Origin of the sequence: Robbsia andropogonis (genome assembly GCF_034047095.1) — a bacterium.
In the GTDB taxonomy this organism is placed as follows: Bacteria; Pseudomonadota; Gammaproteobacteria; order Burkholderiales; family Burkholderiaceae; genus Robbsia; species Robbsia andropogonis.
Genome location: NZ_CP139164.1, coordinates 813813 through 838491, shown reverse-complemented (window position 1 = coordinate 838491; position 24679 = coordinate 813813). Strand labels below are relative to the sequence as shown.

Annotated in this window: 21 protein-coding genes; 8 read left to right on the top strand and 13 right to left on the bottom strand. The window is 57.6% G+C overall.

From position 1 onward, the window contains the following. Window position 1: 1 nt before the first annotated feature. Window positions 2-1558, top strand: a complete 1557-nt coding sequence (locus tag SJQ66_RS03565; protein WP_320533617.1) for a UdgX family uracil-DNA binding protein — start codon at window positions 2-4, stop codon at window positions 1556-1558. Here the strand turns inward: SJQ66_RS03565 and SJQ66_RS03560 are convergent. From SJQ66_RS03560 to SJQ66_RS03530, 7 genes are all read right to left on the bottom strand, one after another. Beyond that, complete coding sequence (locus SJQ66_RS03560) at window positions 1555-3222, bottom strand: rhodanese-related sulfurtransferase (protein WP_046152526.1); 1668 nt, start codon at window positions 3220-3222, stop codon at window positions 1555-1557. The genes SJQ66_RS03565 and SJQ66_RS03560 overlap by 4 nt on opposite strands. A gap of 90 nt (window positions 3223-3312) precedes the next feature. After that, window positions 3313-4557 carry an acyl-CoA dehydrogenase family protein gene (locus tag SJQ66_RS03555; RefSeq protein ID WP_024904137.1) on the bottom strand — a complete coding sequence of 415 codons (1245 nt, stop codon included), beginning with the start codon at window positions 4555-4557 and terminating at the stop codon, window positions 3313-3315. Between the two features lie 51 nt (window positions 4558-4608). Continuing rightward, entirely contained in the window at window positions 4609-5988 is a 1380-nt protein-coding gene (locus SJQ66_RS03550; RefSeq protein ID WP_320533616.1) for an NtaA/DmoA family FMN-dependent monooxygenase, read from the bottom strand. A gap of 55 nt (window positions 5989-6043) precedes the next feature. After that, window positions 6044-7069, bottom strand: a complete 1026-nt coding sequence (locus SJQ66_RS03545; protein ID WP_024904135.1) for an NrtA/SsuA/CpmA family ABC transporter substrate-binding protein — start codon at window positions 7067-7069, stop codon at window positions 6044-6046. Window positions 7070-7121: 52 nt separating this feature from the next. Beyond that, window positions 7122-7889, bottom strand: coding sequence for an ABC transporter ATP-binding protein (locus SJQ66_RS03540; protein WP_320533832.1), 768 nt, complete (start codon window positions 7887-7889; stop codon window positions 7122-7124). 56 nt (window positions 7890-7945) lie between these two features. Continuing rightward, the gene (locus SJQ66_RS03535) at window positions 7946-8785 is read right to left on the bottom strand and encodes an ABC transporter permease subunit (protein WP_024904133.1); all 840 of its coding nucleotides are present in this window, start codon (window positions 8783-8785) and stop codon (window positions 7946-7948) included. Between the two features lie 268 nt (window positions 8786-9053). After that, window positions 9054-9773 carry an RBBP9/YdeN family alpha/beta hydrolase gene (locus SJQ66_RS03530; protein ID WP_320533615.1) on the bottom strand — a complete coding sequence of 240 codons (720 nt, stop codon included), beginning with the start codon at window positions 9771-9773 and terminating at the stop codon, window positions 9054-9056. Between the two features lie 198 nt (window positions 9774-9971). On the opposite strand from SJQ66_RS03530, the gene SJQ66_RS03525 reads away from it, so the two are divergent. From SJQ66_RS03525 to SJQ66_RS03510, 4 genes are read left to right on the top strand one after another with little or no spacing between them, the layout of a single operon-like run. After that, window positions 9972-11126, top strand: coding sequence for an acyl-CoA dehydrogenase family protein (locus SJQ66_RS03525; RefSeq protein WP_024904131.1), 1155 nt, complete (start codon window positions 9972-9974; stop codon window positions 11124-11126). Next, window positions 11114-11755 (top strand): class I SAM-dependent DNA methyltransferase, encoded by a 642-nt coding sequence (locus SJQ66_RS03520; RefSeq protein ID WP_024904130.1) that lies wholly within the window; start codon window positions 11114-11116, stop codon window positions 11753-11755. The genes SJQ66_RS03525 and SJQ66_RS03520 overlap by 13 nt, the downstream gene beginning before the upstream one ends. Further along, window positions 11752-12537: a glycosyltransferase family 2 protein gene (locus SJQ66_RS03515; protein ID WP_244141687.1), complete on the top strand. Its 786-nt coding sequence runs from the start codon at window positions 11752-11754 to the stop codon at window positions 12535-12537. The genes SJQ66_RS03520 and SJQ66_RS03515 overlap by 4 nt, the downstream gene beginning before the upstream one ends. Continuing rightward, window positions 12537-13340, top strand: a complete 804-nt coding sequence (locus SJQ66_RS03510) for a PIG-L deacetylase family protein (RefSeq protein ID WP_024904128.1) — start codon at window positions 12537-12539, stop codon at window positions 13338-13340. Before SJQ66_RS03515 ends, SJQ66_RS03510 begins: the two co-directional genes overlap by 1 nt. 5 nt (window positions 13341-13345) lie before the next feature. Here SJQ66_RS03510 and SJQ66_RS03505 read toward each other — a convergent pair whose 3' ends face one another. From SJQ66_RS03505 to SJQ66_RS03495, 3 genes are all read right to left on the bottom strand, one after another. Then, window positions 13346-14413, bottom strand: a complete 1068-nt coding sequence (locus tag SJQ66_RS03505) for an SDR family oxidoreductase (RefSeq protein ID WP_024904127.1) — start codon at window positions 14411-14413, stop codon at window positions 13346-13348. 140 nt (window positions 14414-14553) lie between these two features. Further along, window positions 14554-15120 (bottom strand): DsbA family protein, encoded by a 567-nt coding sequence (locus tag SJQ66_RS03500; protein WP_320533614.1) that lies wholly within the window; start codon window positions 15118-15120, stop codon window positions 14554-14556. 139 nt (window positions 15121-15259) lie between these two features. Continuing rightward, complete coding sequence (locus SJQ66_RS03495; RefSeq protein WP_024904125.1) at window positions 15260-16489, bottom strand: GGDEF domain-containing protein; 1230 nt, start codon at window positions 16487-16489, stop codon at window positions 15260-15262. A 631-nt stretch (window positions 16490-17120) separates the two neighbouring features. On the opposite strand from SJQ66_RS03495, the gene SJQ66_RS03490 reads away from it, so the two are divergent. Further along, window positions 17121-18329 carry a DUF2252 family protein gene (locus SJQ66_RS03490; RefSeq protein WP_024904124.1) on the top strand — a complete coding sequence of 403 codons (1209 nt, stop codon included), beginning with the start codon at window positions 17121-17123 and terminating at the stop codon, window positions 18327-18329. Between the two features lie 45 nt (window positions 18330-18374). On the opposite strand, the gene SJQ66_RS03485 is transcribed toward SJQ66_RS03490, so the two are convergent. Beyond that, window positions 18375-19544, bottom strand: a complete 1170-nt coding sequence (locus tag SJQ66_RS03485) for a GAF domain-containing protein (protein WP_024904123.1) — start codon at window positions 19542-19544, stop codon at window positions 18375-18377. Between SJQ66_RS03485 and SJQ66_RS03480 the strand changes: the two genes are divergently transcribed. Then, entirely contained in the window at window positions 19543-19722 is a 180-nt protein-coding gene (locus SJQ66_RS03480) for a hypothetical protein (RefSeq protein ID WP_024904122.1), read from the top strand. The genes SJQ66_RS03485 and SJQ66_RS03480 overlap by 2 nt on opposite strands. Before the next feature lie 86 nt (window positions 19723-19808). On the opposite strand, the gene SJQ66_RS03475 is transcribed toward SJQ66_RS03480, so the two are convergent. Together SJQ66_RS03475 and SJQ66_RS03470 are read right to left on the bottom strand one after the other, a co-directional pair. Beyond that, entirely contained in the window at window positions 19809-22304 is a 2496-nt protein-coding gene (locus SJQ66_RS03475) for a polysaccharide biosynthesis/export family protein (protein WP_253464077.1), read from the bottom strand. 655 nt (window positions 22305-22959) lie between these two features. Next, window positions 22960-23409 (bottom strand): hypothetical protein, encoded by a 450-nt coding sequence (locus tag SJQ66_RS03470; RefSeq protein WP_036010756.1) that lies wholly within the window; start codon window positions 23407-23409, stop codon window positions 22960-22962. A gap of 493 nt (window positions 23410-23902) precedes the next feature. Between SJQ66_RS03470 and SJQ66_RS03465 the strand changes: the two genes are divergently transcribed. Then, the gene (locus SJQ66_RS03465; RefSeq protein ID WP_024904118.1) at window positions 23903-24628 is read left to right on the top strand and encodes a class II aldolase/adducin family protein; all 726 of its coding nucleotides are present in this window, start codon (window positions 23903-23905) and stop codon (window positions 24626-24628) included. Window positions 24629-24679: the final 51 nt, after the last annotated feature.

The following is a 24679-nucleotide window of genomic DNA, read 5'->3' as shown; positions in this document are numbered from 1 at the left end:
GATGCATATCGTCACCATTGATAACGACTTTGGCAGTTGGCGTACGGCGGCACGGAAGTTGATAGTGGCCGGTAGGGATCCATCGTTGATCGAATGGAGAACGACAGATGGCGTTGATGGCATACCCATGACATCAGGCATGGCCCCATCGATAAATCGAACATTATTCGAGGATGCCGACACGTTCGATGAGGGCAATGACGCCAACGCATCGTCCGAAGGCGACGTCGACCGCGCGATAGGCGCCGACACCAACCCGGCAATCGATGCTAGCGGCAATCCTCACGCGGGCGCTAGCCCATCCGTTGGATTTGCGGTACCGCATGACGTACTAAAACGGCTGCGCACGGCCGCGCGGGCGTCCGACCCGCAGCGCTGGGCTTTTTTATATCGTGTTGTCTGGCGTTATGCGCATGGCGATCATGCATCGGTATTGCCTGGCGATATCGACGGTGCGAGGTTATCGCGCCTCGCACGCGATGTTTCTCGCGAATATCATCACTGGCGCGCCTTCTTGCGATTCCAGGAAACATTCGAATCGGATAACACGCCGGTCTTGATGGCGTGGTTCGCCCCGGAACACGATGTTCTCGAACCGCTCGCGGAATATTTCGAGAAACGCCTGGGCCGGTCGCGGTGGGTCATCGCGTCGCCGGATGGGCTGGCGCATCACAATGGTGAGCACGTTGTCTATGATAGGAGGGCACGCCTGGAGCCACCTCGCCCTGGCGACGATACCGAAGCGCTGTGGCGTACTTATTACCAAAGCATCTTCAATCCGGCACGGGTCAATCTGGACTTGACAAGGCAACATATGCCGGCGCGCTTTTGGAAGCATCTACCGGAAAGTGATCTGATTCAACGCCTGGCCATTGCCGCCGCGACCGGCCAACGCCGTCATGGGCAAGCGGATGCGCTACGCGGTGCGGGTGGCAAGGTGATCACGGTTTCCGCCGAAGCCGCACAGCCGCAACGGGACGTCCCACATGATATCGACGCGTGCCGACGTTGCCCGTTGTGGGAGCGTGCAACACAACCGGTAAGGGGTACCGGGCCGGCAGGTGCCGCGATCATGTTGCTTGGCGAACAACCGGGAGATCATGAAGACCTTGCCGGAGTACCGTTTATTGGCCCTGCAGGCGAACTGCTCGATCGCGCGCTGGCCAGCGCCGGCATTCAACGCCAGACCCTTTATCTAACCAATGCCGTCAAACACTTTAAATGGGCGCCGCGTGGCAAGCGACGAATGCACAAGACGCCAGCGCAACGCGAGGTGGAAGCGTGCCACGTGTGGCTCGAACAAGAAATTGCCGCGCACCAGCCACGCGTCATCGTGACGCTCGGCACCACGGCCTTATCGTCACTTACCGGTATGCGTCTTACCTTGACGTCTATGTTGAACAAACCATTTGAGCACGCAGGTGTCTGGATCGTGCCAACGTATCATCCGTCCTATGCGCTACGCGCGATAGACGCGGCCGCGCGCGACGATGCGGAACAAAAACTGACCGCCGCGCTCACGATTGCGCATCAGTTGGCGCAAGGCGTGCGTTATTAGATCACCGTGAAGAAGTGCGTGGCATCTTGCTCCAATTGCGCCACGAGACCATACTCCCATTCAAGATACGCTTCCATCGCCGCACGGGGTGCTTCCGTACCCTCGTAGGGCCGACGATAGCGATCCGTCCGCGCCGACACAAGATATGCCTCCCCCGTTTCCACTGGAAAGTTGGCCTCACGCCATGCCTGGTTGCCCCCTTCCAATACGAATACCTCCTTGCCGGAAATAGCCTGCACATCCGGCGCGGCATGGCGCGCCAATGCGCTCGTTCCGCATGTGACGACAAAACGCTCAGGCTCCGCCCCCCGCTGCGCCAACGTACGCAACGCCCCATCGAGTTGTGCCCGCAAGACAAACCAGGCACCAGGGATATGTCCCTTTACATAATTCGCCGAGGTGGTCACGTCAAGCACCATGGTGCCGCCATCGTTCCGCGCCAGCAGATCCGACAGCGCTTGCGGGCTGATGAGCTTGACATCCGACGGCGGGATCGTCTCCGACGCGCCGTCGCCCGTTTCGGTCCGTTGCGCCGGGTCGAGCGGATCGATAACGTAGACCTCCCAGCCCATCTGCGCCAACCACGACGCGGACATATCGGCACGCACGCCGTCATCGTCGGCCAGAAAAATCAGCGCACCACGTACAGCCGCGGTGTGATCGGTTTCCTGAACCAATTGACCGCCCGGTACGTTGATAAAGCCCGGCAAATGGCCATCACGGTATTCCTCGGCGGTACGCACATCCACTCGGTACACGGTCCGCGTGGAAGCGCCCCCCGGAGCGGCCAGGGACGCCGCCTCGTCGAGCGACACACGACGCACGCCCGCCCGTTCCGCCACCCTGCGCGCGTCCGCTTGCGCCTTGCGGCGTGCATCGGGGCGCGCTTCAGGAAATCGGCGGGTTGCTCCGTTGTCCAGCTTCAACCCTGCCAATAGCCACCCGATCGTGCCGTTACGCAGCCCCACCACAGGATTCGGAATACCGGCATTGATCAGTGATTGCGTGCCGATGATAGAGCGGGTGCGGCCGGCACAATTGACGACGACCGTCGTTTCCGGATCCGGCGCCAACTCACGCACACGCAGGACCAGCTCCGCACCGGGAACGGAAATCCCGGTGGGAATGCTCATCGTATGGTATTCGTCGTAGCGGCGGACATCCAGGATGACCGGCGGCTTGTCCGAATCAATCAGGCGATGCACATCTTCAGCTGGTAAAAGCGGCGTATGCCGGAGCGACTCGACCCATTCGCCAAATGCCTTCGATGGCACATTGACGTCGATAAACATTTGGTATCCCTGTCGCTCCCACGCCTGCAGCCCCCCTTCCAACAGGTGCACATTCGTATAACCCCATGTACGCAACTTGGCGGCGGCAAGCGGCGCGAGATCGCGATAGTCGTCCTCCCCATACAGCACGATCAATACATCGCGACGCGGCACGCGGCGAAGCACGTCGAGCTCGAGGCGACCAAACGGAAAATTGGCGGCCCAAAGTGGATGCCCTTTTGCATAAGGGTCTTCTTCGCGCAAATCCGCGAAGAGCATCTCGTCGCGTGCGAGCAGGCGTGCACGCACGGCTTCAGGATGCAACGTCGGGAAGGGCGACGTTGCCACGGGGGTGGTGTGCGTGGCGGTAGACGATTGAAGCGTATCGGTCATGGCAAGGAGAGCACCGGGAACGTGATCATCGACAACCCTGCTTGAGGAACGCCGATGCACTGGATAGACGAAATAAGCGACACAATGTGGTCAGAAAAAAGCACCCGTCGGCGGCATCCGGCCGTCAAGCCGGTTTTGTCCGAGGAAACGTTCCTTATATAGACGCGGATTATGGGATGCGATGACCTTGATATTACGCCAATGGCGATCCAACCCGGCGCGACGCGATACGGCTGAGCCGGAACCAAGGTCAATCAACCAACTGGCAACCTGCGGCGCAAGATCGTCGATCACGACTTTGGCTTCCGCGGCGGACAGCGATGCCGCCAGCACCGCCTCGTATTCCGCATCGGTACCGATTGCATTCCACCCCGCTTGCAGTGCAGCGACCGCGCGATCAATCGTCGCTTCGATACTTGCAGCATAGGCGCGAATCCGTCCAAGTTGCGCCTGCAATACCGCCTCATCCATCGGATGATCCGCATCGCCATGATAGTAGTTCCGGCCACGACCACGCAAGACATGCTCCGCGTCCAGCGCCACCCGCCGTACGATACCGGCAATGCAATTGGTGAGATAGACCTGATGAAAGGTGAATTTCCATGGTGCAGCGCCTTCGCGGTCCGGGGGATCTGGCGGATAGACTTGGGACGCCGGCACCGTCACGGCATCGAAACGTGCCGTACCGGACCCGGTGCCCCGCTGGCCGAAACCCTGCCAGTCGTCCTCGGTGCCCACGCCCGGACCGCGATCCAGCACATACTGGACCGTCTTGCCCGCACGTCCTTCAATCGCGCTACCAACAAAAGCATCATTATAGAGATTACCGGTTGCATAGACTTTCACACCGGTACCAACATAGCTGCCGCGCGCATCGTTCCATTCAAGACGAGACAAAACACGTGTGGGGCGCGCGCCTGCGGCCGGCGAATCTGTGACCGTATAGCTCAGACCTACCGTTTTTTTCTCGCCGGCCAGTGCCAGCACCCTGGCGTGGAACGGGTGATCAGGATGACGCAACGCCACCTCTACCTGAAAGAGATGATTGCGAAACGCGTGTGCGATGTTGGAGTCGGCGGCGGCGATATCGCGCGCCAACGTGAAGAGGTCAGCCAGAGAACATCCCTTCCCGCCAGCATTCGAAGGAAGGCGAATAGCCCCAAAGCCAGCCGCCTTTAACTCGGCGATTTCCTCATGCGGCAAGCGATTCGCGTACTCACGTTCGGCGGCACCGGCAGCAATCCGTTCGAGCAATCCGGACAGGCCGAGCGATACGGACAACGCCGACACAAGACCTGGACGGGCATCGTTACTAGATAATGGGGTATTCAGCATGACATTGGAAGAAGTGGGTGGCAATGCATCAGACCGTGCCTTCGCGATCGATCAAGCCGCACCAGCGAGTTCTCGCGCGAAAAACACTGGATCGATACCGAGACGATCACGCGCCTCATAGTGCGGAAGCCCCAGGTTATCGCGTAACGTTTGACCTTCATATGCCGTACGGAAACGGCCACGCCGCTGGAGGATCGGGATCAGTTCGTCCGCGATCAGATCGAGGCCCGTTGGTTGCACATCGATATTCAGATTGAAAACGTCGGCACCTTTCGTATCGATCCAGTGCAGCATGTCGTCGGCAAACCCTTCCGGCGTGCCGACGAAAACCCGATGTCCACCCGTGATGTTCGAAAATAGCAATGCACGAATGTTCCAACCATTTGCCTTCGCCTCTTTCAGCATCTCTTTGCGATGCCATCGCGATGCCGTGGGGACCAGATGTTCGTTCGCTTCGGTTTCCTTGTAGGGAATCGGTGCGTCGAGATCCGCCAGCAACGCTGGATCCACCGCCAGGTGACGCGCGAGTTCCTCACGCAAGGCCGTGGCGTCCAGAAGATCGTCGAGTTGACGCTTATGACGCCGCGCCTCCTCATCCGTGGATGCGAGAATCGGGAACAGGCCTGGCATCACCAGCAAGTGATCCGGGTTCCGCCCGTAGCGCGCCGCCAGGCCCTTGACTTCAGAATAAAAGCTTCGCCCGCCTTCGACGACGCGTTGTCCCGTGAAAAGCGCATCGGCATAGCGCGCGCCAAATGCGCGGCTATCCGCGGACTGGCCGGCTTGAAAGATCACTGGCCGTCCTTGCGGCGTTTCCGGTACCGACGATGCGCCTCGTGCACGGAAATGGCGCCCTGCATAATCCAGGCGGCGAACACGCGACGGATCAAGATACACCGTTCGATCTGCGTCGGCGACAACCGTGCCGTCCGGCACGCTGTCCCAAAATTGGGTAACGATCTGAACGAACTCCTCCGCACGTTCATAACGCTCCGCCTGATCCCAACCGGCGTCCACGCCATAAGCGTTTAGCGCTGGTGGATTTTGAGATGTGATGATATTCCATGCCGCACGCCCCCGGCTGAGATGATCGATGGACGCAATCTGTCGCGCGATGGTGTAGGGATGACCGAATAGCGACGTGGTCGTACACACGAGACCAATGTTTTGCGTATGGGCGGCGAGGTGCGCGACAAGCACAGCCGGATCGAGTGCACGCCAAGGTCGGGTGTACGACTCCGACACGAGGCCGCCTGGATTGTCTGCTAGAAAAATTGCGTCGAGCAACCCACGCTCGGCAGCTTTCGCAATGGCGACAAAGTGGTCGACGTCCGTCGACAACCCATCCTTTTTCTCAAGGGTCTTCCACGCGGCATCATGCCTGCCCGATGCAAGCACGTTGACGCCGAGACGAATAGGGGGCTTCGACATCGATCTTCTCCGTTATGTCCGCTTTTTATCTATCTTTGTGAATATGAGATGGTGCTTAGACCTGGTAGCAATAGTCGGCAACCTTCACGTGCGAGCGAATGATGTTTCGATCCGACAGCCAATCCGCAGCGCGCTGAAATTGCTTGTTGAAATCCGCACTGTCCGCTTCATAGAAGTTATTGACACGCTTAAGACTCGTCAGGTATTCGCGCACGGGATCGGGATACTTGCCTTCCTGCTGCGCGATCTTCTCCGCTTCCGCCGGATGCGTCGACTGCCATTGCCCCACGGTGTAATACGCATCGATTACAGCACGGACCAAGGCCGAATTCTCCTCGCTGAACTTACGCAACGTGACCAGGGAATTAAAATCGATCAGGAACTTCAGATCACGCCCCTCATTAAAGATGTCTTTCGCATCATTGCCGTACCGGGCGATATCGACCGCCGGAGACCACATCGACCAGGCGTCGATCTTGCCTTGCGCGAATGCCGGTGCGGCGTCTGGAGGATTCAGATACAGGACCTCCACCTTCGAACGATCGATCCCATTCTGTTCCAACGCCGCCACCAGCAGGAATTCGCCTAAACCAGAACGATTCACCGCCACCTTGCGCCCTACCAGATCCTTCACCCCGTTGATGCCACTCGACTTCTTGACAATGATGGCCGTCGATCTGGGTGAATAGATATTAAACGCGTTGAATACAAGTGGCGAGCCCGCCAACATCGCGGCCAATGCCGGTGTTGTCGATCCCCAGAAACCGAAGTCCGCGCTCCCGCCTACCACGGCCTGCATGGACGGTGCATGGTTCGGGAAGGGTCCTACCCATTCAACCTTGATGCCCTTGTCCGCAAGCGTCTTCTTGAATGAATCGCTTTGCATCGCCAGCATCGACAAACTGCCATGCCCCCAGCCAATACGCACCGTATCGGTATTGCGTGTGAGCTTGACTCGCGTCGCCGCGCCAGCAGGCATTAGGCCACCCGCAATCAAACCGCTTCCGGCTGCTGCCGCACCGGCCAACAGTCCGCCGGCCGTGCGCAACATGCGGCGCCGACCAAGAATAAAGTCCTGCATTGTCGTTGCATCCTTTTCTTATTGGCACGCACACGATGTGCGTGCGGTATTGCTAGTGCGTCAGTGGGAGGTCGACATGCACGCCCAGCGCGTCGAGCAACGCCTGCCGCAACGCTTGCCGATGTCCTTCTCCCTGATACGCGGCGGGATGGTAGGTCGCCGCAATGCGCCCTGCCCGCATGATGAGAATGCGATCGGCAACCGTGATAGCCTCGTCCACATCGTGCGTGACGATCAGCGCACCGGGCTGGTGGCGCGCCACGAGTTCCTTGACGAGACCGTGCATTTTGATGCGCGTCAACGCGTCGAGTGCGGCGAACGGCTCATCAAGTAATAGCAATGCAGGATGGCGGACCAGTGCCCGCGCCAACGCGACACGCTGCAATTGACCACCAGACAAGTTACGCGGCCAGTCATCGGCTCGCCCTTCCAGGCCCACTTCGGCAAGTGCTTGCTCCGCTCCGGCACGACCGACCTTTCGTTCGTTGCCGAGCGCCACGTTTTCCCACAACCGTGCCCAAGGCAACAAACGGTGTTCCTGAAACACGACCGATGGTCGATCGGTTGCCCGGATCTGTCCGGCGTCCGGACGATCCAGTCCCACTAGGGCACGCAACAACGTGGTCTTGCCACAACCGCTTTCACCAAGCAAGGCAACGAACTCGCCTTGATGAATCTGCAAATTCAATCCGCGGATGACAACACGATCGCCGTAATCACGCCGCAGCCCGCTGACGGAGACCGCCAATGGCGTATCGACGAAACGATCATCCACACGATCCGCAGCGTGAGTTGCACCCCGCCTATCGGTCGACTGCATGCGCAAGGTGTGCGTGCACTGCGCGGATGTTCCATCTGACAACAAAGGAGACTGGCTCATCGACGCACCCCCTTCGCGAAATTCGGATGCCAACCCAGCAGCCGCGTTTCCAGCAGTCTCGCGAACCCGTCCGCCACCACGCCAATTACGGCGTAAATAACGATCGTCAACACGATCACATCGGTTTGCAGGAACTCTCGCGCATCCATGGCAAGGAAGCCAATGCCCTGTTGCGTGGCAAGCGTCTCGGCAATCACGAGGGCGAGCCAGGCGTGGGCCAGCGCGTAACGCACGCCTGTCAGGATCGACGGCATGGCGCCCGGCAGGATGATTCGTCTGACGACAGCAAACCAGTGCAAATTGCTGACCTTTGCCAATTCCATCAACTTCGGATCGATCTGACGTATACCGAGAACCGTGTTGATATAAATCGGGAACAAAACGGCAAGGGCCACAAGAAACACCTTGGCAACTTCACCCACCCCAAACCAGACGATAACCAGCGGCAACATCGCCAAAAACGGAATGGATCGCACCATCTGCACCGTGCGGTCGAATAACGCGAAGGCAAAAGGCGAAAAACCCACGGCCACGCCGAGAATGAAACCAGCGGCACCACCAATGGCAAAACCGGTAACGGCCCGTATCAGTGAAACGCCCAGGTGAACGAACAATGCTCCCGTCTTGGCCAGGCCCCAAGCAGTTTCAAATACACGACTGGGTGCAGGCAACGCCTGAGGAGATAACCAGCCCGTCCGCGACGCGGCCTCCCATAAAAGAACCAGGACGATGGGCGTGGCCCAGGACAACAGCCAATACATCGTGTGACGCGAAGGCCCCTTGTGGCTGACCGCTTCCGGGGCATAGTCGCGCAGCGAGGTGGTGAGATCAGGCATGAGTTTTCCGCTTGCAGAACGTAAAGGACGCGACACGTCCTTCGCCCGTTGGAGGGCAAACCATATTTTTGAGATAAGGGATTGGTCAGCTGCGCGCGTCGTACGCCTTGCATGCCAACGGCAAATCGCGCTGAGACTCGATTACAACGCGCTTGCCCGACAATGGCAAATGGTCGTTTTCGATTTGCTATCCCGAAATACTGGAATACCACCGGCAGTGGAATGCGTTACGCGTCATAAGCTGGCCCAACTGCAGGATGCGATTGCGTCAGGCCGCATGCGACCATGCGTCGGTCAACGTAAGCACCTCACGTGGCACGACATCCATACGTGCAGACCAGCAGAGCATTTCCGTCAATTCGCGGCCGAGACGCCAAGGCCCAAATCCCGATGCAACATTGATATGTCCCGCATTACCAAGATTGATCAGGCTGCTGCCCCAAACCTGCGCGAGATCCTGCACTGCCTTGAAAGCCATCCACGGATCATTCTCGCTCCCCACCGTCACGGATGTCAACGGCAACCGATGCTGCAAGCGGGCCGGATCGATGTCGAATCGAACCGGGTTGGCTGGGGCCACCAACAAGGCACCAGCGACGCGATCAGCAACCGATCGCAGTGCCTCCGCAATCGCCAGGCATCCGAAACTATGCCCGACCAATACGACTGGCACTGTGCTGGCCTCGATCGAATCGCGCACACACGCGCTCCATTCCAGAAGCGATGGTTGCGCCCAATCGCGCTGCACCACACGCCGCGCCGAGGGCAGGGATCGCTCTAGCCACGTCTGCCAATGATCATCACCGCTACCGTGGAGGCCAGGCACGATCAGCACCGTGACCGCTTCGCGGCTGCTTGCCCTTGTGCGCGACGACGATCTTACCGGATCGCGGCGCGGGCACTCGCGTGTTGCCAGCTCCGCCGCGATGGCCTGCGAACTGGGCGAACTATCGCCGCATGGATTCGACCCGACCGATAACCCTGACATCGCTAGCCTCCGCGTTTCGCTCGATATACGTGAGACTGCCGCGTTTTATGTCGATGTGGAAGGAATCAATTGTGATTAGCTAATGAACACGTATCGGGACCGCTTCTTGCTGACAGAGCGCGTAGGGCCCATCCGCCGCTGGAGCGCGCACCATATGCCCTGCTGTATTCAACCACGGTGCACGAATTTGGGGTACTGATGACAATGCGAAGCTCGTTCGGAGACGCCCGACTTGATACCGGCGCGGCCACCGTTGACGCAGGCACGATCCCGTCCTGGCGTGAAATCCACACGCGACCTGCGTCCGGTGCAAGAAAAGAATGTGCCGGCAAGCTGGCTGGGACTTTACACGCCTACACTGATAACACCGGCGCAGCCTTGCAGAATCCGCCCACTGCACCAGACGTTGACGTGGCAACCTGGATCCGGGATGGATTGGATCAGATCCCTTTTCCGGGAAAGGGCGAAACGGTGGCGCGCTGGCGCGCACTAGCGGCGACGGGCGCCTATGACTTGTCTGCCGCAAAACTTTATGAAAGCCATACCGACGCATTAGCCATTCTCGCCGAACTCGCGCCCGACAGGGTAGCCCCCTCCGGCATGGGGGCAGTCTGGGCAGCCGAAAACGGTATCGACCGCCTGCATTTCGATGGGCATCGTTTATCGGGCCGCAAACCCTGGTGTTCCGGCGCGCATGCCACGCAATGGGCACTTGTCACGGCGTGGCCCGAGCATGAAAGCGATCACGCGCCGGGTAGACGATTGCTGGTATTGGTCGACATGCGCTTAAACGGCATCAGCCACGATACCAGTGCATGGTCTGCCGTCGGGATGACACACACCCGCACCGCGGTACTGTCGTTCGATCATGTCGAGGCAGTGCCAATCGGCGATCCGGACAGTTATATTTCACGTCCTGGTTTCTGGCACGGAGGCATCGGTATTGCCGCGGTTTGGTATGGCGCGGCGTGTGCCATTGGCGCACGCGTTGCCGCCGCGTCGCCCGGCGATGTCCACAAGTCGATGCACCTCGGGGCCATCGATGGTTACCTTACAGCATCTCGTGCGCTGCTAGTTGAAGCGGCAACGGCAATCGACGCGGCACCACTCGCCTCTTCTTATCTCTGGGCCTTGCGCACACGAACGGTCATCGATGACGCGGCACGTCGCGTCATCGACCATGCGGGGCGTGCACTGGGTGCCGCGCCGTTCTGCCAGGAGCCGGCATTCGCACGGCGCATGGCGGATCTACCGGTGTTTCTGCGCCAAAGCCATGCGGAGAAAGACTTGATCGCCTTGGGCACCCGGCTAACCGAGGCAGATTCACACGGAATATCGCCATGGCAACTTTGATTACCGATATGCAAGAGGCGGAACATCAGTCACCCTTCGATAGTCACTATTTCGCGGCATGCTACGCCGCCAGTGCCGACCCGTGGAAAATTGAGAAAGGGTGGTATGAAGAAAGGAAGCGCGCCGTATTGTTGGCCAGCTTGCCGAAACCGCGATACCACCGGGCGTATGAACCCGGTTGCGGTACCGGTGTGCTGACCCGCTCGCTCGCCGCCCGATGCGACCGATTGCTTGCCAGCGATGGTGCACAAGCGGCCCTGGATATCGCACGCACGCACCCGGAGGCCCCGCCGCACGTTGACTGGCAATCGATGACCCTGGGACAAGAATGGCCAGAGGGACGTTTCGATCTGATCGTGTTAAGCGAGGTGGCCTATTACCTGAGTAATGACGCCCTGACCTCAGTGATCGGCATGCTGAAAGACGCCTTGCTTCCCGAGGCAACAGTGGCCTGTTGCCACTGGTGCCATCCGTTCCAGGGCGCGCCGACAGTGGGCGTCGATCTGCATCGGCATATCGGCAAACTGCTTGGCCTACCCATTTCAGGTGAATATCTCGACACCGATTTCTGTCTGTCCATCTGGACCACAGAGGCCAAGTCGGTCGCACAACACGAGGGAATACGATGATGACCGCAAGACCGGAAAAAGAACCCAGGAAGATCGGCGCCGTGGAAATCACCGTTCCCGCCATGAGGACGGCCACATCGCTTTCAGGGTTGTCGACTGGGCCTGCGGCCTTCGCGGTCATCGTACCGGCACATAACGAAGCACGTCTATTGCCCCGTTGCCTGGACAGCATTCGCGAAGCCGTGCAGCATGGCACGCTCGCGCACGCAACCGTGGAGGTAATCGTCGTGTTGGATTGCTGCAATGACGCGTCCGAGTCGATCGTAGCGTCATATGGCTATCGCGCATTGCGCTCGGCACATCGGAACGTCGGTCTGGCCCGCAGCATGGGCGCCGCGTTCGCGCTGGGGCGCGGCGCGCAATGGCTCTCCTTTACCGATGCGGATTCCGCAGTACCGGTTGATTGGCTTGCCAGTCAGTATCGATTGGCCAATGCGGGGAGTGATGCGGTCTGCGGCACCATCGTCGTCGATGACTGGTCGCAACGCAGCAGTGCATGCATGTCGCGGCACGAAGCGGCCTATCAGCGTATCGACGGGCACCGGCATGTCCATGGCGCAAACCTCGGGCTCTCGGCCGCTGCCTATCTCGCCGTAGGCGGCTTCGCCCCACTTCGCACGGGCGAAGATGCCGCGCTCCTGGCCGCCCTGGAAGGTATCGGCGTGGCTATCGCCCGCCCGGGCAATCCGTCCGTGGTCACGAGCGCGCGTGAAGAAGCGCGCGCGCCGGATGGATTCGCCGCATTCCTCAACGCCATCGAACACACATCGGGTATCACGTGATGGGTATCGAGATCGCGCCCACACTGCTGGAAACCGATCAACACGTTGTCGTCATCTCGCCGCATCTGGATGACGGGGTATTGAGTTGCGGCGCGCTGATTTCGACCTGCCGCAACGCAACGGTCGTCACGTTGTTCACGGGTATGCCGACCGCGCTCGATATCAGTACGGCGTGGGACCGGGAATGCGGATTCGATAGTGCGGAACAAGCAGTCATCGCGCGAAGAGACGAGGATCGCCTCGCCATGACAGCGCTCGGCGCGCGAGTACGTCACCTTGATTGCCTCGACGGCCAATATCTTGGAACTATCGATGTTGGCACTGACGAAGCACAATTGGCATCGGCTTTATCCGTCGCACTGACGGAATTGGCACCAGACGTCTTGGTCGTGCCGATGGGCCTGTTCCATTCCGACCACATCCGTGCCAGGCGGGCATGGATACGTTGCTCCCGATCCGGCGTGGCAGCAACGTCGCGTTGGGTTGCATATGAGGATGTACCCTATCGGAACATCGATGCTTCGCTGCAATCGGCACTGCACGCCTTATATGAGGCCGGCTTCAGCGCCACGCCCGCGCAATGGCACACTATTCCAAAAACCGGCGCTTTGCCATTGCCGGAAAAAATCCCGTCGCATTCTCGAGGAAATGGTCTGCCACGACCACGCGTGCAGGATATTGCGGCATTTCAGTGCAAGCACACCGCTCTGCACGCGTACCAAAGCCAGCTCGCCGCGCTCGGTGCGGCTGCCCTCGCGGACGCATTCGAACCAGAGCGATTTTGGGCGATCGGCACGCGCTAATACTGTCACGGACGCGGAATCAGTCTATCCGCGCACAGCCTTTCGAACAGCGCAATAAACGCATCGTCTGTCGGCTGATACTCCTTGAAACCCAGGCGACGACTCTTTGACATATCCGTGACGACCTCAATGGGTCGCCCGAGATCTGCGTCAGTATGCCACGGTGAAGCGAGACGGCTCAAATCCGGCTCCACGAGATCATAGCGAGCGGCAATCTCGCGCCACTGGTCCGCGTCTCCCGCCATTTGCTGTTCGAGCGGTCTTACGGTACCGTCGAACGGCACGGCATCGACGCCAAACCATGCACCAATCCGACGCCACATCCAACTCCAGCGAAACACATCACCGTTCACGACGTTGAAATCCTGATTGGCAGCGGCAGGTGTCGTGGCCGCCCACAGTAATTGCTTCGCCAACAGGCCTGCATCGGTCATGTCGGTCAAACTATTCCATTGCGTGGCAGATCCTGGAAAAACGAAAGGACGGCCCATTTCCCGACATAGCGTGGCATACACGGCCAGTGTCGTACCCATGTTCATCGCGTTACCCACAGCCTTCCCAATCACCGTATGCGGACGATGCACGCTCCAGGTAAAGCCATCTTTTTTCGCTGCGGCAAATACTTCGTCTTCTTGCGCATAATAAAAGTTCTCGACATCGAGCCGTCCCTGGTCTTCGCGAAACGGCGTTTGCGGCAGCATGCCCTTGCCATACGCCTCAAACGGCCCGAGATAATGCTTCAGCCCCGTGACCAAGGCAACATGACGCGGACGGCTGTTCGCCCGCAGGCTATCCAATAGATTGCGCACCATCGCGGCGTTGACCCGAATGTTCTCCGCCTCGCTGTCCTGCCGAAGCCACGTCGTGATAAATACCGCATCGCATTTCACGCCTGCCAGGGCCTGCTCGGTGGCGGCCGGATCCTGCAAATCGGCCGAGAGCGGCACTACGCCGTCCTGGGCCGTCGCACGACGGGCCAAACCATATACCGACCAACCCTGTGCTACGAGCAATGCTGCCGTAGCGCTACCGACAATACCGCTTGCGCCTACCACCAATGCTGATCTCGTCATTCATTACGCTCCGTTCTCCACACGCCCGCAATACGGGTCGCGCAGAATAAAATTGCTTTTTCGAATACAACCGAAACACGCGGTGATGCCGGACGGATTCAATGGCAACGTCCGGTACTCGACCGTGCTCGATGCAAACATCATGTCGTCAACCGGGTAGCCCAGGCTTCCATGTCTTCTCCGCTACTGAACGCCGGATCAACGAGACCGTCCACCATAAACGTCGGCGACACATGAATGCCATTCTGACGTGCGTATTTGCAGTGCCATTTGACCACTTTATCAAGATCGGGCAGCGCGAATGCCGCCGCCAGCGGTACACCACTTTCCTGCTCCAGTCGCGCGATCAATTGGTGTGGCGTCACGTCCATATTGGCACCGCCCCCATGCTTCTCGAATTCATAGGCATCACGATTCGCGGCAACGGCGGCAAGCACGGCTTTCGCAGCGTCCTTACCGCCCGGTGTCGTCGACGCTGCCAGAACACAACGCACGACAACGCCTGAATAAAGATGCCAAGGTTGCGACTGCAGACGTATCTTTACCGTCAACTGCTCTTCACCAACACGATCGATCAGCGGCCAGATTTTGTTGAAGGCTTTTACAGAGAATGCGCATGTAGGCTCAAGAAAGAGCTCAAACACCGTAGGGCCATTCCCCCAAACCAACGGGTCGGCGTGCCATGTGCTGCTTGCAATCTGGCTCATGCATACGCTCCAGGTCCAAGACCATGATGAAGTCAATTACCTATTATAAGGAAATTGCCGCATCAGCTCAGGCAAGGGCCGGATATCGAAATCAACCAGGGATGCATAGGTGTCTCAGGATGAAACACCGAGAAAACGCTTACGAAAAGCCTCGAGAAATGGACAGTTCGTCATCTGAATGACGTAGTACCTGTAAAGACTGCGCGACCTCCAGTCGATTTCGACCGAGTGACTTTGCACTGTACAACGCGCGATCCGCAGCGGCCAGCAAATCCGAAAGCGTCGGCACGTCCTCTCCAAACTGTGCCAGGCCAATACTCACCGTTGCTGCAAGGCCTAGTGCATGCATCTGAGCGGAAACGGACTCGGCAAAGCGCCGTGCGACAGATTCGCCTACCTCTCTCGCCCGGAACGTTTCATACCCAGGCAACAACATGGCGAATTCTTCGCCACCGATTCGCGCAAGCACGGTACGCGAAGGCGCAACCTCCTGCACCGTCTCGGCAAACGCTCGCAAGACTTCATCGCCCGTCTTATGACCAAACTGGTCATTGATCCCTTTGAAATGGTCGAGATCGAAAACCAGCAAAGCAGTAGGTCGATCGGCTTGTCCCTTGGCCGTATGTTCACGAATGATCCGTTCACCTTCCTCGAAAAACCACCGGCGATTCCCAAGACGGGTCAGGTAGTCTGTCTGCGAATCCTGCAATAACTGGCTATGCGATTCTTCACGCACCAATCGGAGCATTGCCATCGGCAGCACCACGGAATATAGAACACCCTCATACATCGTCACCTTTCCGGCGATCGATAAGAAATGCACACCAAACGGCACAGCAAGCCACGGCAGAATACACGCCCTGAATATATAGAAAAGCGCGTGAATAGCGGTTACCACAACAACGATATATCTTGATGGTGCCAATTTGGTGCCATCGTCTCGAAGGAATTCCCGTGCCGTCAGGCCCGACGCCACCGCAATAGGGAACGCGCTGACGTATGCCCACATTACAGCCTGGCCTTGAACGCCGGCGACAGCCCACGTCAACGCCAGCAGCGCCAGCATCCCCAGGGATACAACACGATATTGGCGTCCATGCATCAATGCAACGCCATGAAGAATTAGCAAATAACCACCAACAATAAGCAGATTGCTTATCGCAGCGCCGGCGACACCCGCTTCCCCTGATAATACGCGACGCAAGACTGCGGCCGCACACCCGATCGCCAACGTCGTATAAGCGCCTGCCAGAACGCGCAACTCCTTACTGCGTTTGGGATGCGTAAGATGCTCCCAATACGTCATTCCAGCACTGGCCAGAAGCGTTCCGATCGCAAGCAAATAAAGAGTGAGGAGATCGACGTGCATCGTTGTCGTAGAACCAAAAGCGCGCTGGCAGCGCGGCGGCAGACGCATTCTACGCTGAAAATTTGCCGCTATGAAAATGTGTTGAGTGCCAAGGTTCACAATCTTATTCCGAGACATGGCAATGCATCCGCACAACGTATTTCGACAGTGGCCATATTCTATTTAATATCTCTCGCACTGAAAAATGCTTTCGCGGACCCCCTATACCACACAGTATTGTTCGTGATTGTAATATTTAAAAATAAACAGCAAGATTATGTGGTATTTCATCTGTCATATTACTAAAAATCGCGCTCGTCATCGAAAGAAAATACCTGATTGATCAAGCAGGCATTTTATTAAAATACATCATCCTTCACGACTAACCCTCCAAATAAATAAATGAAAAACCATCATCGGCCATCCGCCGCGCGAGCAGACGAAGGCGGCGGATTGCTTTTTGAGACCCGCGTGCGCACGGCGGATAACGCGCATTTACCAGCGATGGCACACTAATTGCACAACCTAACGCACAGACGATTGAAGCAACAATTGCAATTGGTTGATCCACTACACAATGCCGCGCGTGGTGTTGCAGGCGGAGCAGTGCAACGGAAGGTGGGACGATACGAGGATTACAAGGAACCTATCAATGCCGAAACAAACAAAGCCGGGCATACGCAACCACGCAGCCCGGCAGACCATCCTCGCCCAAAAACGCAATGCCAAGATGGCCCGCTCCACCCATGCTTATGTACGCGGCAGTACCAGCAAGTTCTACGACTGGCTGAATGAGGCGGATATCCGGCGCCTGCCTCAAGGTCCGGCCATCTGGATTTGCGGCGACTGCCACACCGGCAATCTCGGACCTGTTGCAGATACACAAGGGCGTATCGAGATCCAGATACGCGACCTGGATCAAACGGTGATAGGCAATCCGGCGCACGATCTGATCCGGCTGGGTCTGTCGCTTGCAACGGCGGCACGTAGCTCCGATCTGCCGGGTATCACGACCGTGAGCATGATCGAAGCGCTATTCGACGGCTATGTCACCGCATTCGACGCAAAACGCGCGCATGAGGGATTGGAGAAGCGGCCGGAAATGGTGCGCTTGGTCATGCGAGAGGCGGTCAGGCGCTCCTGGAAAAGTCTCGCGCTTGAACGTCTCGACGATATCGCCCCGACAATTCCACTAGGTAAACGATTTTGGCCGGTCAGTAAAACCGAGCACACCGCTATCGCTCGTCTTTTCGAGAAACGCACCGTCTCGCAATTAGCGACCAGCCTGCGGGGCCGGGCCGACAACGGCAGGACGACGGTACTCGATGCGGCATACTGGGTGAAAGGATGCAGTTCCCTCGGCCGTCTTCGTTATGCGGTATTGCTCGACGTGGATGGAGGCGCCATAGAAGGAGACGATCTTTGCCTCATCGACATCAAGGAAGGCGTTAAAGCGGCCGCACCGCGCTACGCGGGCGCGCCGATGCCGACGGACAACGCGCGGCGCGTTGTCGAAGGCGCCCGTCATTTATCGCCTTATCTTGGTGAACGAATGCGAGCCGCTGAGCTGCAGGGGCATTCCGTGATCCTGCGGGAGTTGCTGCCACAGGATTTAAAACTGGAAATCGAGCAAATCAGCGAGGATGAAGCAATGAAGGTCGCCCGCTATCTTGCCTTGGTCGTGGGGCATGCGCATTCAAGGCAAATGGATGCGACAACGCGCCGAACTTGGCTAAGTGAACTAGGCCGCTCAAAAAACAAATCGATCGCCGCGCCACTGTGGCTCTGGCAAAGTGTCGTCGAACTTGTCGGTAGTCACGAAGCGGGCTACCTTGAACACTGCCGACGCTTCCGTCGATAACGTGGACAATCCGCTCGCTGACGCCCTTCCTGACACGTCATGCCCTCAATCGCCAATGGTACCACTGGGAACCGCTCGAAGCTGACGCTCTCTCAGCCGCAGATTGATCTTATCGGCAACCGCGGCGGCGATGGTGTGCAGCGCTTCCACTTGCGCAGCTCCCAGCGTCCGAGGCCGACGATCGATGACACAGAGCGCTCCGAGTGGAAAGCCGTCGACGTCCCGGATGGGAAAACCTGCATAAAAACGAATATTGGGATATCCGATGACCAATGGATTTTGCTTGAACCGTTCGTCGAGCGTGGCATCCTGGACCACGAAAATCTCATCCGCTTGAATCGTATGGTTGCAGAAGGACCATGCGCGCGGCGTTTGTGATACATCCAGCCCCCAATGTGACTTGAACCATTGCTGGTCCGACGTCAGGATGCTGAGCAGGCAAATAGGGGTTCGGAGGGTCTGGCTCGCCAGCCTTGTGAGATCGTCGAATGTGGTTTCTGGCGCGGCGCCGGCCAAGCCGCTGCGTTTCACCGCCAGCAATCGGCTTGGCTCGTTGGGCAGCGTTACAAATCCAGGCATCGGCGTGCCAGGTGCAACATCGGCCATGGACGGTGTCTTACCACCCTCCTCTCCCCCGAGTGACCATCCCAGGCACTCGTGCACGGCGGCCAGGAAGGGTGTGGCATCCACGTCGGGGGGTACCAATGTCACCCGATCCACTTTCCCTACCTCGCTTCGCAGGTCCCGCTCGCTCAATGCACTCAGCGCGATAACTTTGACGTGGGAAAGGCGTGACGACGATGTGATACGGCGCAGCATCTCGAATTTCTGCCAGTCGACATCATTCAAGTCGATGATCAACACTTCCGGCGCAACCGTGCCTACCTGGATAAGCAGGTCGAGCAGATCGCCGGTACAAAGGTGAACGGGAAAGGGCGACAGGCGCAGTTGCTCGACGCGGGCTTGCATCACGTCGCTGGCGCGATGCACAAGGATGGCTTGATGCAAACGCGGATCTGATCGCTTCGCGTCCCGCTTACGCATTGCCATCACCGCACTGCGCCGTGCCCGTCTATGCCCGCCTGGTGTTTTCCAGGAGGGGATGCCGCCTTGTTCAAACCATACCTGCGCGGTTTTCAACGATACGCCGAGCAGTTCTGCAGCCTCGCGCGTCGTAACGAACGGATCGTCGCCGGCGGGATCGGGTAGCGTCATGGAAGGCCTCTTCCGTCATGTTGTCGATATTGCGCATTTTATGGGGATAAGTGATAAAAATGGCGATATTGCCGAAGCATGGAAAGACCCTATGTGGCTGACCCACGACAAGCATTCTCTGTATTTTGCGGGCAAATGGCAAAATTACGACTCTAGTGGTAGTCTCGTCGCCCGCTGAAGAAGCGTTGCGTGGCGCTTCCCCCTCGAAGGTAACGATATGACATCGAGAGGTGTTACCTAGATCGGTGACGCCATCCCTATGGGCTAGCGATTCAGTACTCTGATGGCGGCCACGCCCAATCCAAGTTGCGAGATCACTTGCGACCAGTCTTTCAGGCCGGCCATGAACTTCGTCATTGTCGTGCGCGGGTCGATCTTTTCCGGAACGACGACCGTATCTCCCGGCATCAGCTTGACGGATTCAAATGAATTGTGCCAACTCGTTGAGTCACGCGAAAACACACTGCCATCGGCGCGCAGAACAAAGCTCCGACTGGTATCGGCAATGTCCTTCTGCACGCCTGCCACTTTCAGAACCTCGTCAACCGTGCGCCCTTCCCGCCAGATGATCGCGTTCTCGTTATTTACTGCTCCCACTACCGTAACAAACGCAGGTAACGGCGGTATATAAAGCGTATCGCCATTATCGAGTGGGAGGTCTGGCAAATCTTCAATCGTCTGCGCATCCATACGTAACTCCAAAGACACGCGGCCGCTAGGTTTAAGATTTCTGAGCCGCGCAATTTGCACCTGCTGTTGCTTTGCGAATTGCGAGATCAGTGCCTCATTGTTTCCGGATTGGTTTGTATTGGCCATCAAGCTTGCCATACGCGTGCTTGATTGTTGCTCCATTCGATTGAGCGCTTCCAGCAGGTTTGCCTCCTGCTGCTTGCGCGTCTGCTCCCGAGTAAATTCCGCACCATATAAATACGCTGCCGACGTCACCCCCCCCGCACGTACCAACAACGCTTGCATGCTCTCGCCTGGTAACAACTCATACACGCCAGCGGCACGGACTTCGCCATCCACCCTTACCAGCCGGGTATGATCCTCCCGCGGCAGACGCATGTCCTTGCTACCGAAGATCGTCACGATATCGCCGGGCTCCAACGCCAGATCCTGGGTGGGATCCGTCTTATTGACCACGGCCCCCAGATTGAACGGCAGAAGCCGCGTCGTCAACTTGAGCACATCCATCCGCTCGATCACCGCATAGCGCCAGTTCGGCTCATCGATCAACGCCTGGACATGACGCGTCTGGTCCGCGATCGATATCGACCGACGCCTATCGGGCTTGTCTATCTGCACGAGTACATTTTTTCTTTTGAAATAATCCGGTGTGAGCAGCGCGGCCGGCTCCGGGAGCAGATCCGACAAGTGCATCCCCTCCCTATACGGATAGCGCAGTGATGCCGCCACGTTGCCGCGTAGCGTCACGGCATTCTTGAAGGATGGATTGATTTTTTGCAACGAGATCACATCTCCATCCTTGATAATCGTCGCGAGCCCCGCCGCATCCAGCGCATGGCTTTCAACGCTACGCGCCGGCGTCATCAACGTGGCCGAGTCGACACGCTCGATCGTCACTTTATCCGTGCTCGTCAGCGCACTTGTGCCCCCTGCGTACCCGAGCACGTCACGCAAGGTCTCCTTTTTGTCTTTCAACTCATAGATTGCAGGCGAGTCGAGCGCGCCCAGCAAGGCCACGCGTGGACCTGATGGCGGAATCACAATCACGTCGCCGGGCAACAAGCTTCGATCACCGTCCGATTTGCCTTGTGTGATGAATTTGTACAAATCCACAATGCCGACCAAGGCGCCCCGGCGACGCAGCTCCACTCGACGCATCGATCCATTTGGCCCTACCCCACCGCTTTCGAACAGGGCGTTTACGATCGTCGACATGCTCGACACCGTGTATGCCCCAGGGCGGGCTGCCTGCCCGACGACATAGACTTGAATGGATCGCAGCTTGCGCAACGATGCAGACGCATCGAAACCGGAGAAATTACGCCCGATTGCCCGGCGCAATACGGCCTCCAACTGCGAAGCCCGTACGCCGGCCACTGTCACCACACCTACCTTTGGAATCGTGATCTGGCCATTGCGATCGACAGTAAGATTCAAGTCCCCCTCCACTGAACCCCAAACGCGCAACGTCACCTCATCGTCGGGTCCGATGACATAGTCGGCTGGTGCGGGGGCGCTCTGGTTCGCGGAAAAGCGGGACATGCGCGACGTATCGAACAGGCTATGGCCGAACACGGGAAGATAGGTGCCCGTGGTGTCCAGAACAAAACGCTGAAATGCGCTCGATGGCGCGCCTGGCCTTGACGACACCCACGGCTGGCGCGCTTGTGAGGGATGCAAATACTGCTGCTGATCCCAAGGAAGCGTCTCATTCGCGGCGTCGCGTGCGTCGAAGTGCGATGACCATCTCGCCGGTCTATCGCCTTGTTCGTAGCGGTCGATCTGTTGACCTTGTCTGTCCTGGTCGGCAGCGTTACTGCCGAGGCTATTGCCACCAGGCGGCGGCGTGCGTAAAACAGGCATCGTCGGCGTGGCGCTGTCTTCGCTTTTGTTCTGTACCCATTGCGGAATAGGTGGCACGTCCGGCGACGCAGAAGAGGATGTTGAACGTTGTGCCGCCGCATGTTCGGCAACGCCACCCTGGGCCGACACTTGAATCGGATTGCACAACGCCGAGACTCCCACGGCCACACAAGCCGCCTGTGAAAACAGTATATGGACGCGATGCATCAAATCGCGTCCATATAGCGAGATACCGAAATGGGAAACGAATTTCGTTTGCTGCTCAGCATTGACATTATTTTTCACTGTCTTCCACATTCACCGTCAAATTAACGCTTATCCATGCAAACGGCACTGATTATGAGACACAACGGAAATGTCCGATTCGGCATCAGGATGCATCTCGCGTTTGGATAGATAGAATAATTCCGCAGAATAATACTTTAGGAATACAAAGCGCAGATTGTGACGGCCAGCCTCCAAGACCAATCTCATCATTCTTCAGGAAATTTTATGCTCCCGAGTCGCTGACAAAGACGATATGAGACAAATAGATAGACGTATTTCACATTGCTCAAAAAAACATCCCCGTTAATTTGTTCACGCAACGTAAATATTTTTAGTTATGACGCGCAGCATTGAAAATCATTTCATTCAAGAAATGAATATTAAAATATGGAATACTGATCTTACATCGACGATAATAATATCGATTGCCCGGGAATCCGTGGCCCTTTACGTCAGATTGGCCGAACACTCAAAGCCGTTGTGCGCTCTCCGGAAGATCAAGCGAGCTTGTCGAGACAGCAGTGCCGTATTTTGCTTTTTTAAAAAAAAGCCGAACGGTTCTCATGAGAACCGTTCGGCTAGTTCCATTCACAACTTAGCCGCGGTACGTCAGCGCCCATTGGGGCGAATCGGTCCACCGCCGTCCGTGCTTGGCGGCACTCAACGCGCCGGGCGAACCAGGTCGTCGCATTTCGACCAGCGCGGCAATCGCGGCTTCGGCGCGAGCACGGGCTTGATCCGGGTCCGACGTTTCCGCGCCCCCGGCACCTGCCGCAGCGGGCTTGTCCTGTGCTGTCGTTTTAGCCAGTGTCGATAAGCTGGATGCGTACACGACGCTCTCGAAATCAATATTCCAGCTTTTTTCAAGCTCTGTGTTGTACAGCGACAGGCCGACGGTCAGTAAACTCTGAACATCTTCTTCCGCCAGTCGCTCCGCATGCGCCGCAAGCCAGTGCACAAGGTGCGCAAGCGCATCGCTACCGCTCGGCGCCTTGCCCGTACTGGCGGCGGATCTCAACATATCAAGGATTATTGCACTCTGCATGATCGCTCAACCCGCAAAATCTACTGAACATTCAAAATCGGCTACAGCGCCACCCTTGCAACACCGCAGTCAAAATCGTATCGGATGTCGCCCGCACGCGAAAGAAGTGTCTGAAGTGGCAGCGGCTTTTTCACTGCTTTCATCGGTGGTCGTTGCAAATCCGCAATAGGTAAATCTGACTTCAATAGAACGTTTACCCGATTTCGCACCGGATCGACAAAAACTACCGTAACCGCGCCGGAAATGCAATTTGTCATCGCACGATCAGCGGTCGAAAAATCCGACGGCGTGCTCGACCCGACCCAGAACGCGGCCGATTTTGATAGGAAAAAGCTATTCAGTGTATCCAAAAACAATATTTTTCTTCTAATTAAAATTGTTACAGTGCCAGGATGACAGCCGGACAACGGGAGACCTACGCCTGGCTGTATCAAGACGCGCGACCCTTCGCCTCCTGCTTCGTATAGCCATTATTTATTTTGAGATTACGACAATGGATGAACATCAGCTTCGCGTGGATCTTGCGGCCGCTTTTCGGTGTTTTGCCAAGCTCGGCATGCACGAGGCCGTGGCCAACCATTTCAGCGCGGCGGTTTCTCCTGACGGTCGGCGATTCCTGATGAATCCGAAGTGGATACACTTTTCGCGTATCCGCGCGAGCGATCTCCTGCTGCTAGACGCCGACGATGGCGAGGATCTTGCTGGTCGCACAGACATCGATCCGACTGCATGGGCCATCCACGGACAAATCCATCGCCGCGCGCCGCACATTCGCGTGGCGATGCATCTGCACCCAGTTTATGCGACAGCGATCGCCTGCCTGGCCGATCCCGAGATCAAGCCCATCGAGCAGAACACGGCGCGTTATTTCCGTCGCGTCTCACTTGACAGTGATTTTGGCGGCATGGCCGACACGGCGCACGAAGGCGCGCGCCTGCTTGCGGCATTGGGTGCGCATTCACGGCTGATGATGGGCAATCATGGCGTGCTGGTGACGGCGCCGACGATCGGCGAAGCATTCGACGATATGTACACGCTGGAACGCGCCTGTCAGATCCTGAGCGTCGCCTACGCGACGGGACAACCGTTAAAGGTTCTGTCCGCCGAGGTTGCGGAGAAGACGGCACGCGACTGGGAAGGCATCCGCGACTTCTCCTTAGCACACTTCGACGAGATGAAACGCGTTCTCGACAAGGAAGATCGCTCCTATGCGGATTGAAAGGCGATTCACAATGCAGGTGTTAACTCTGAAAACGCCTGCCATGAGACA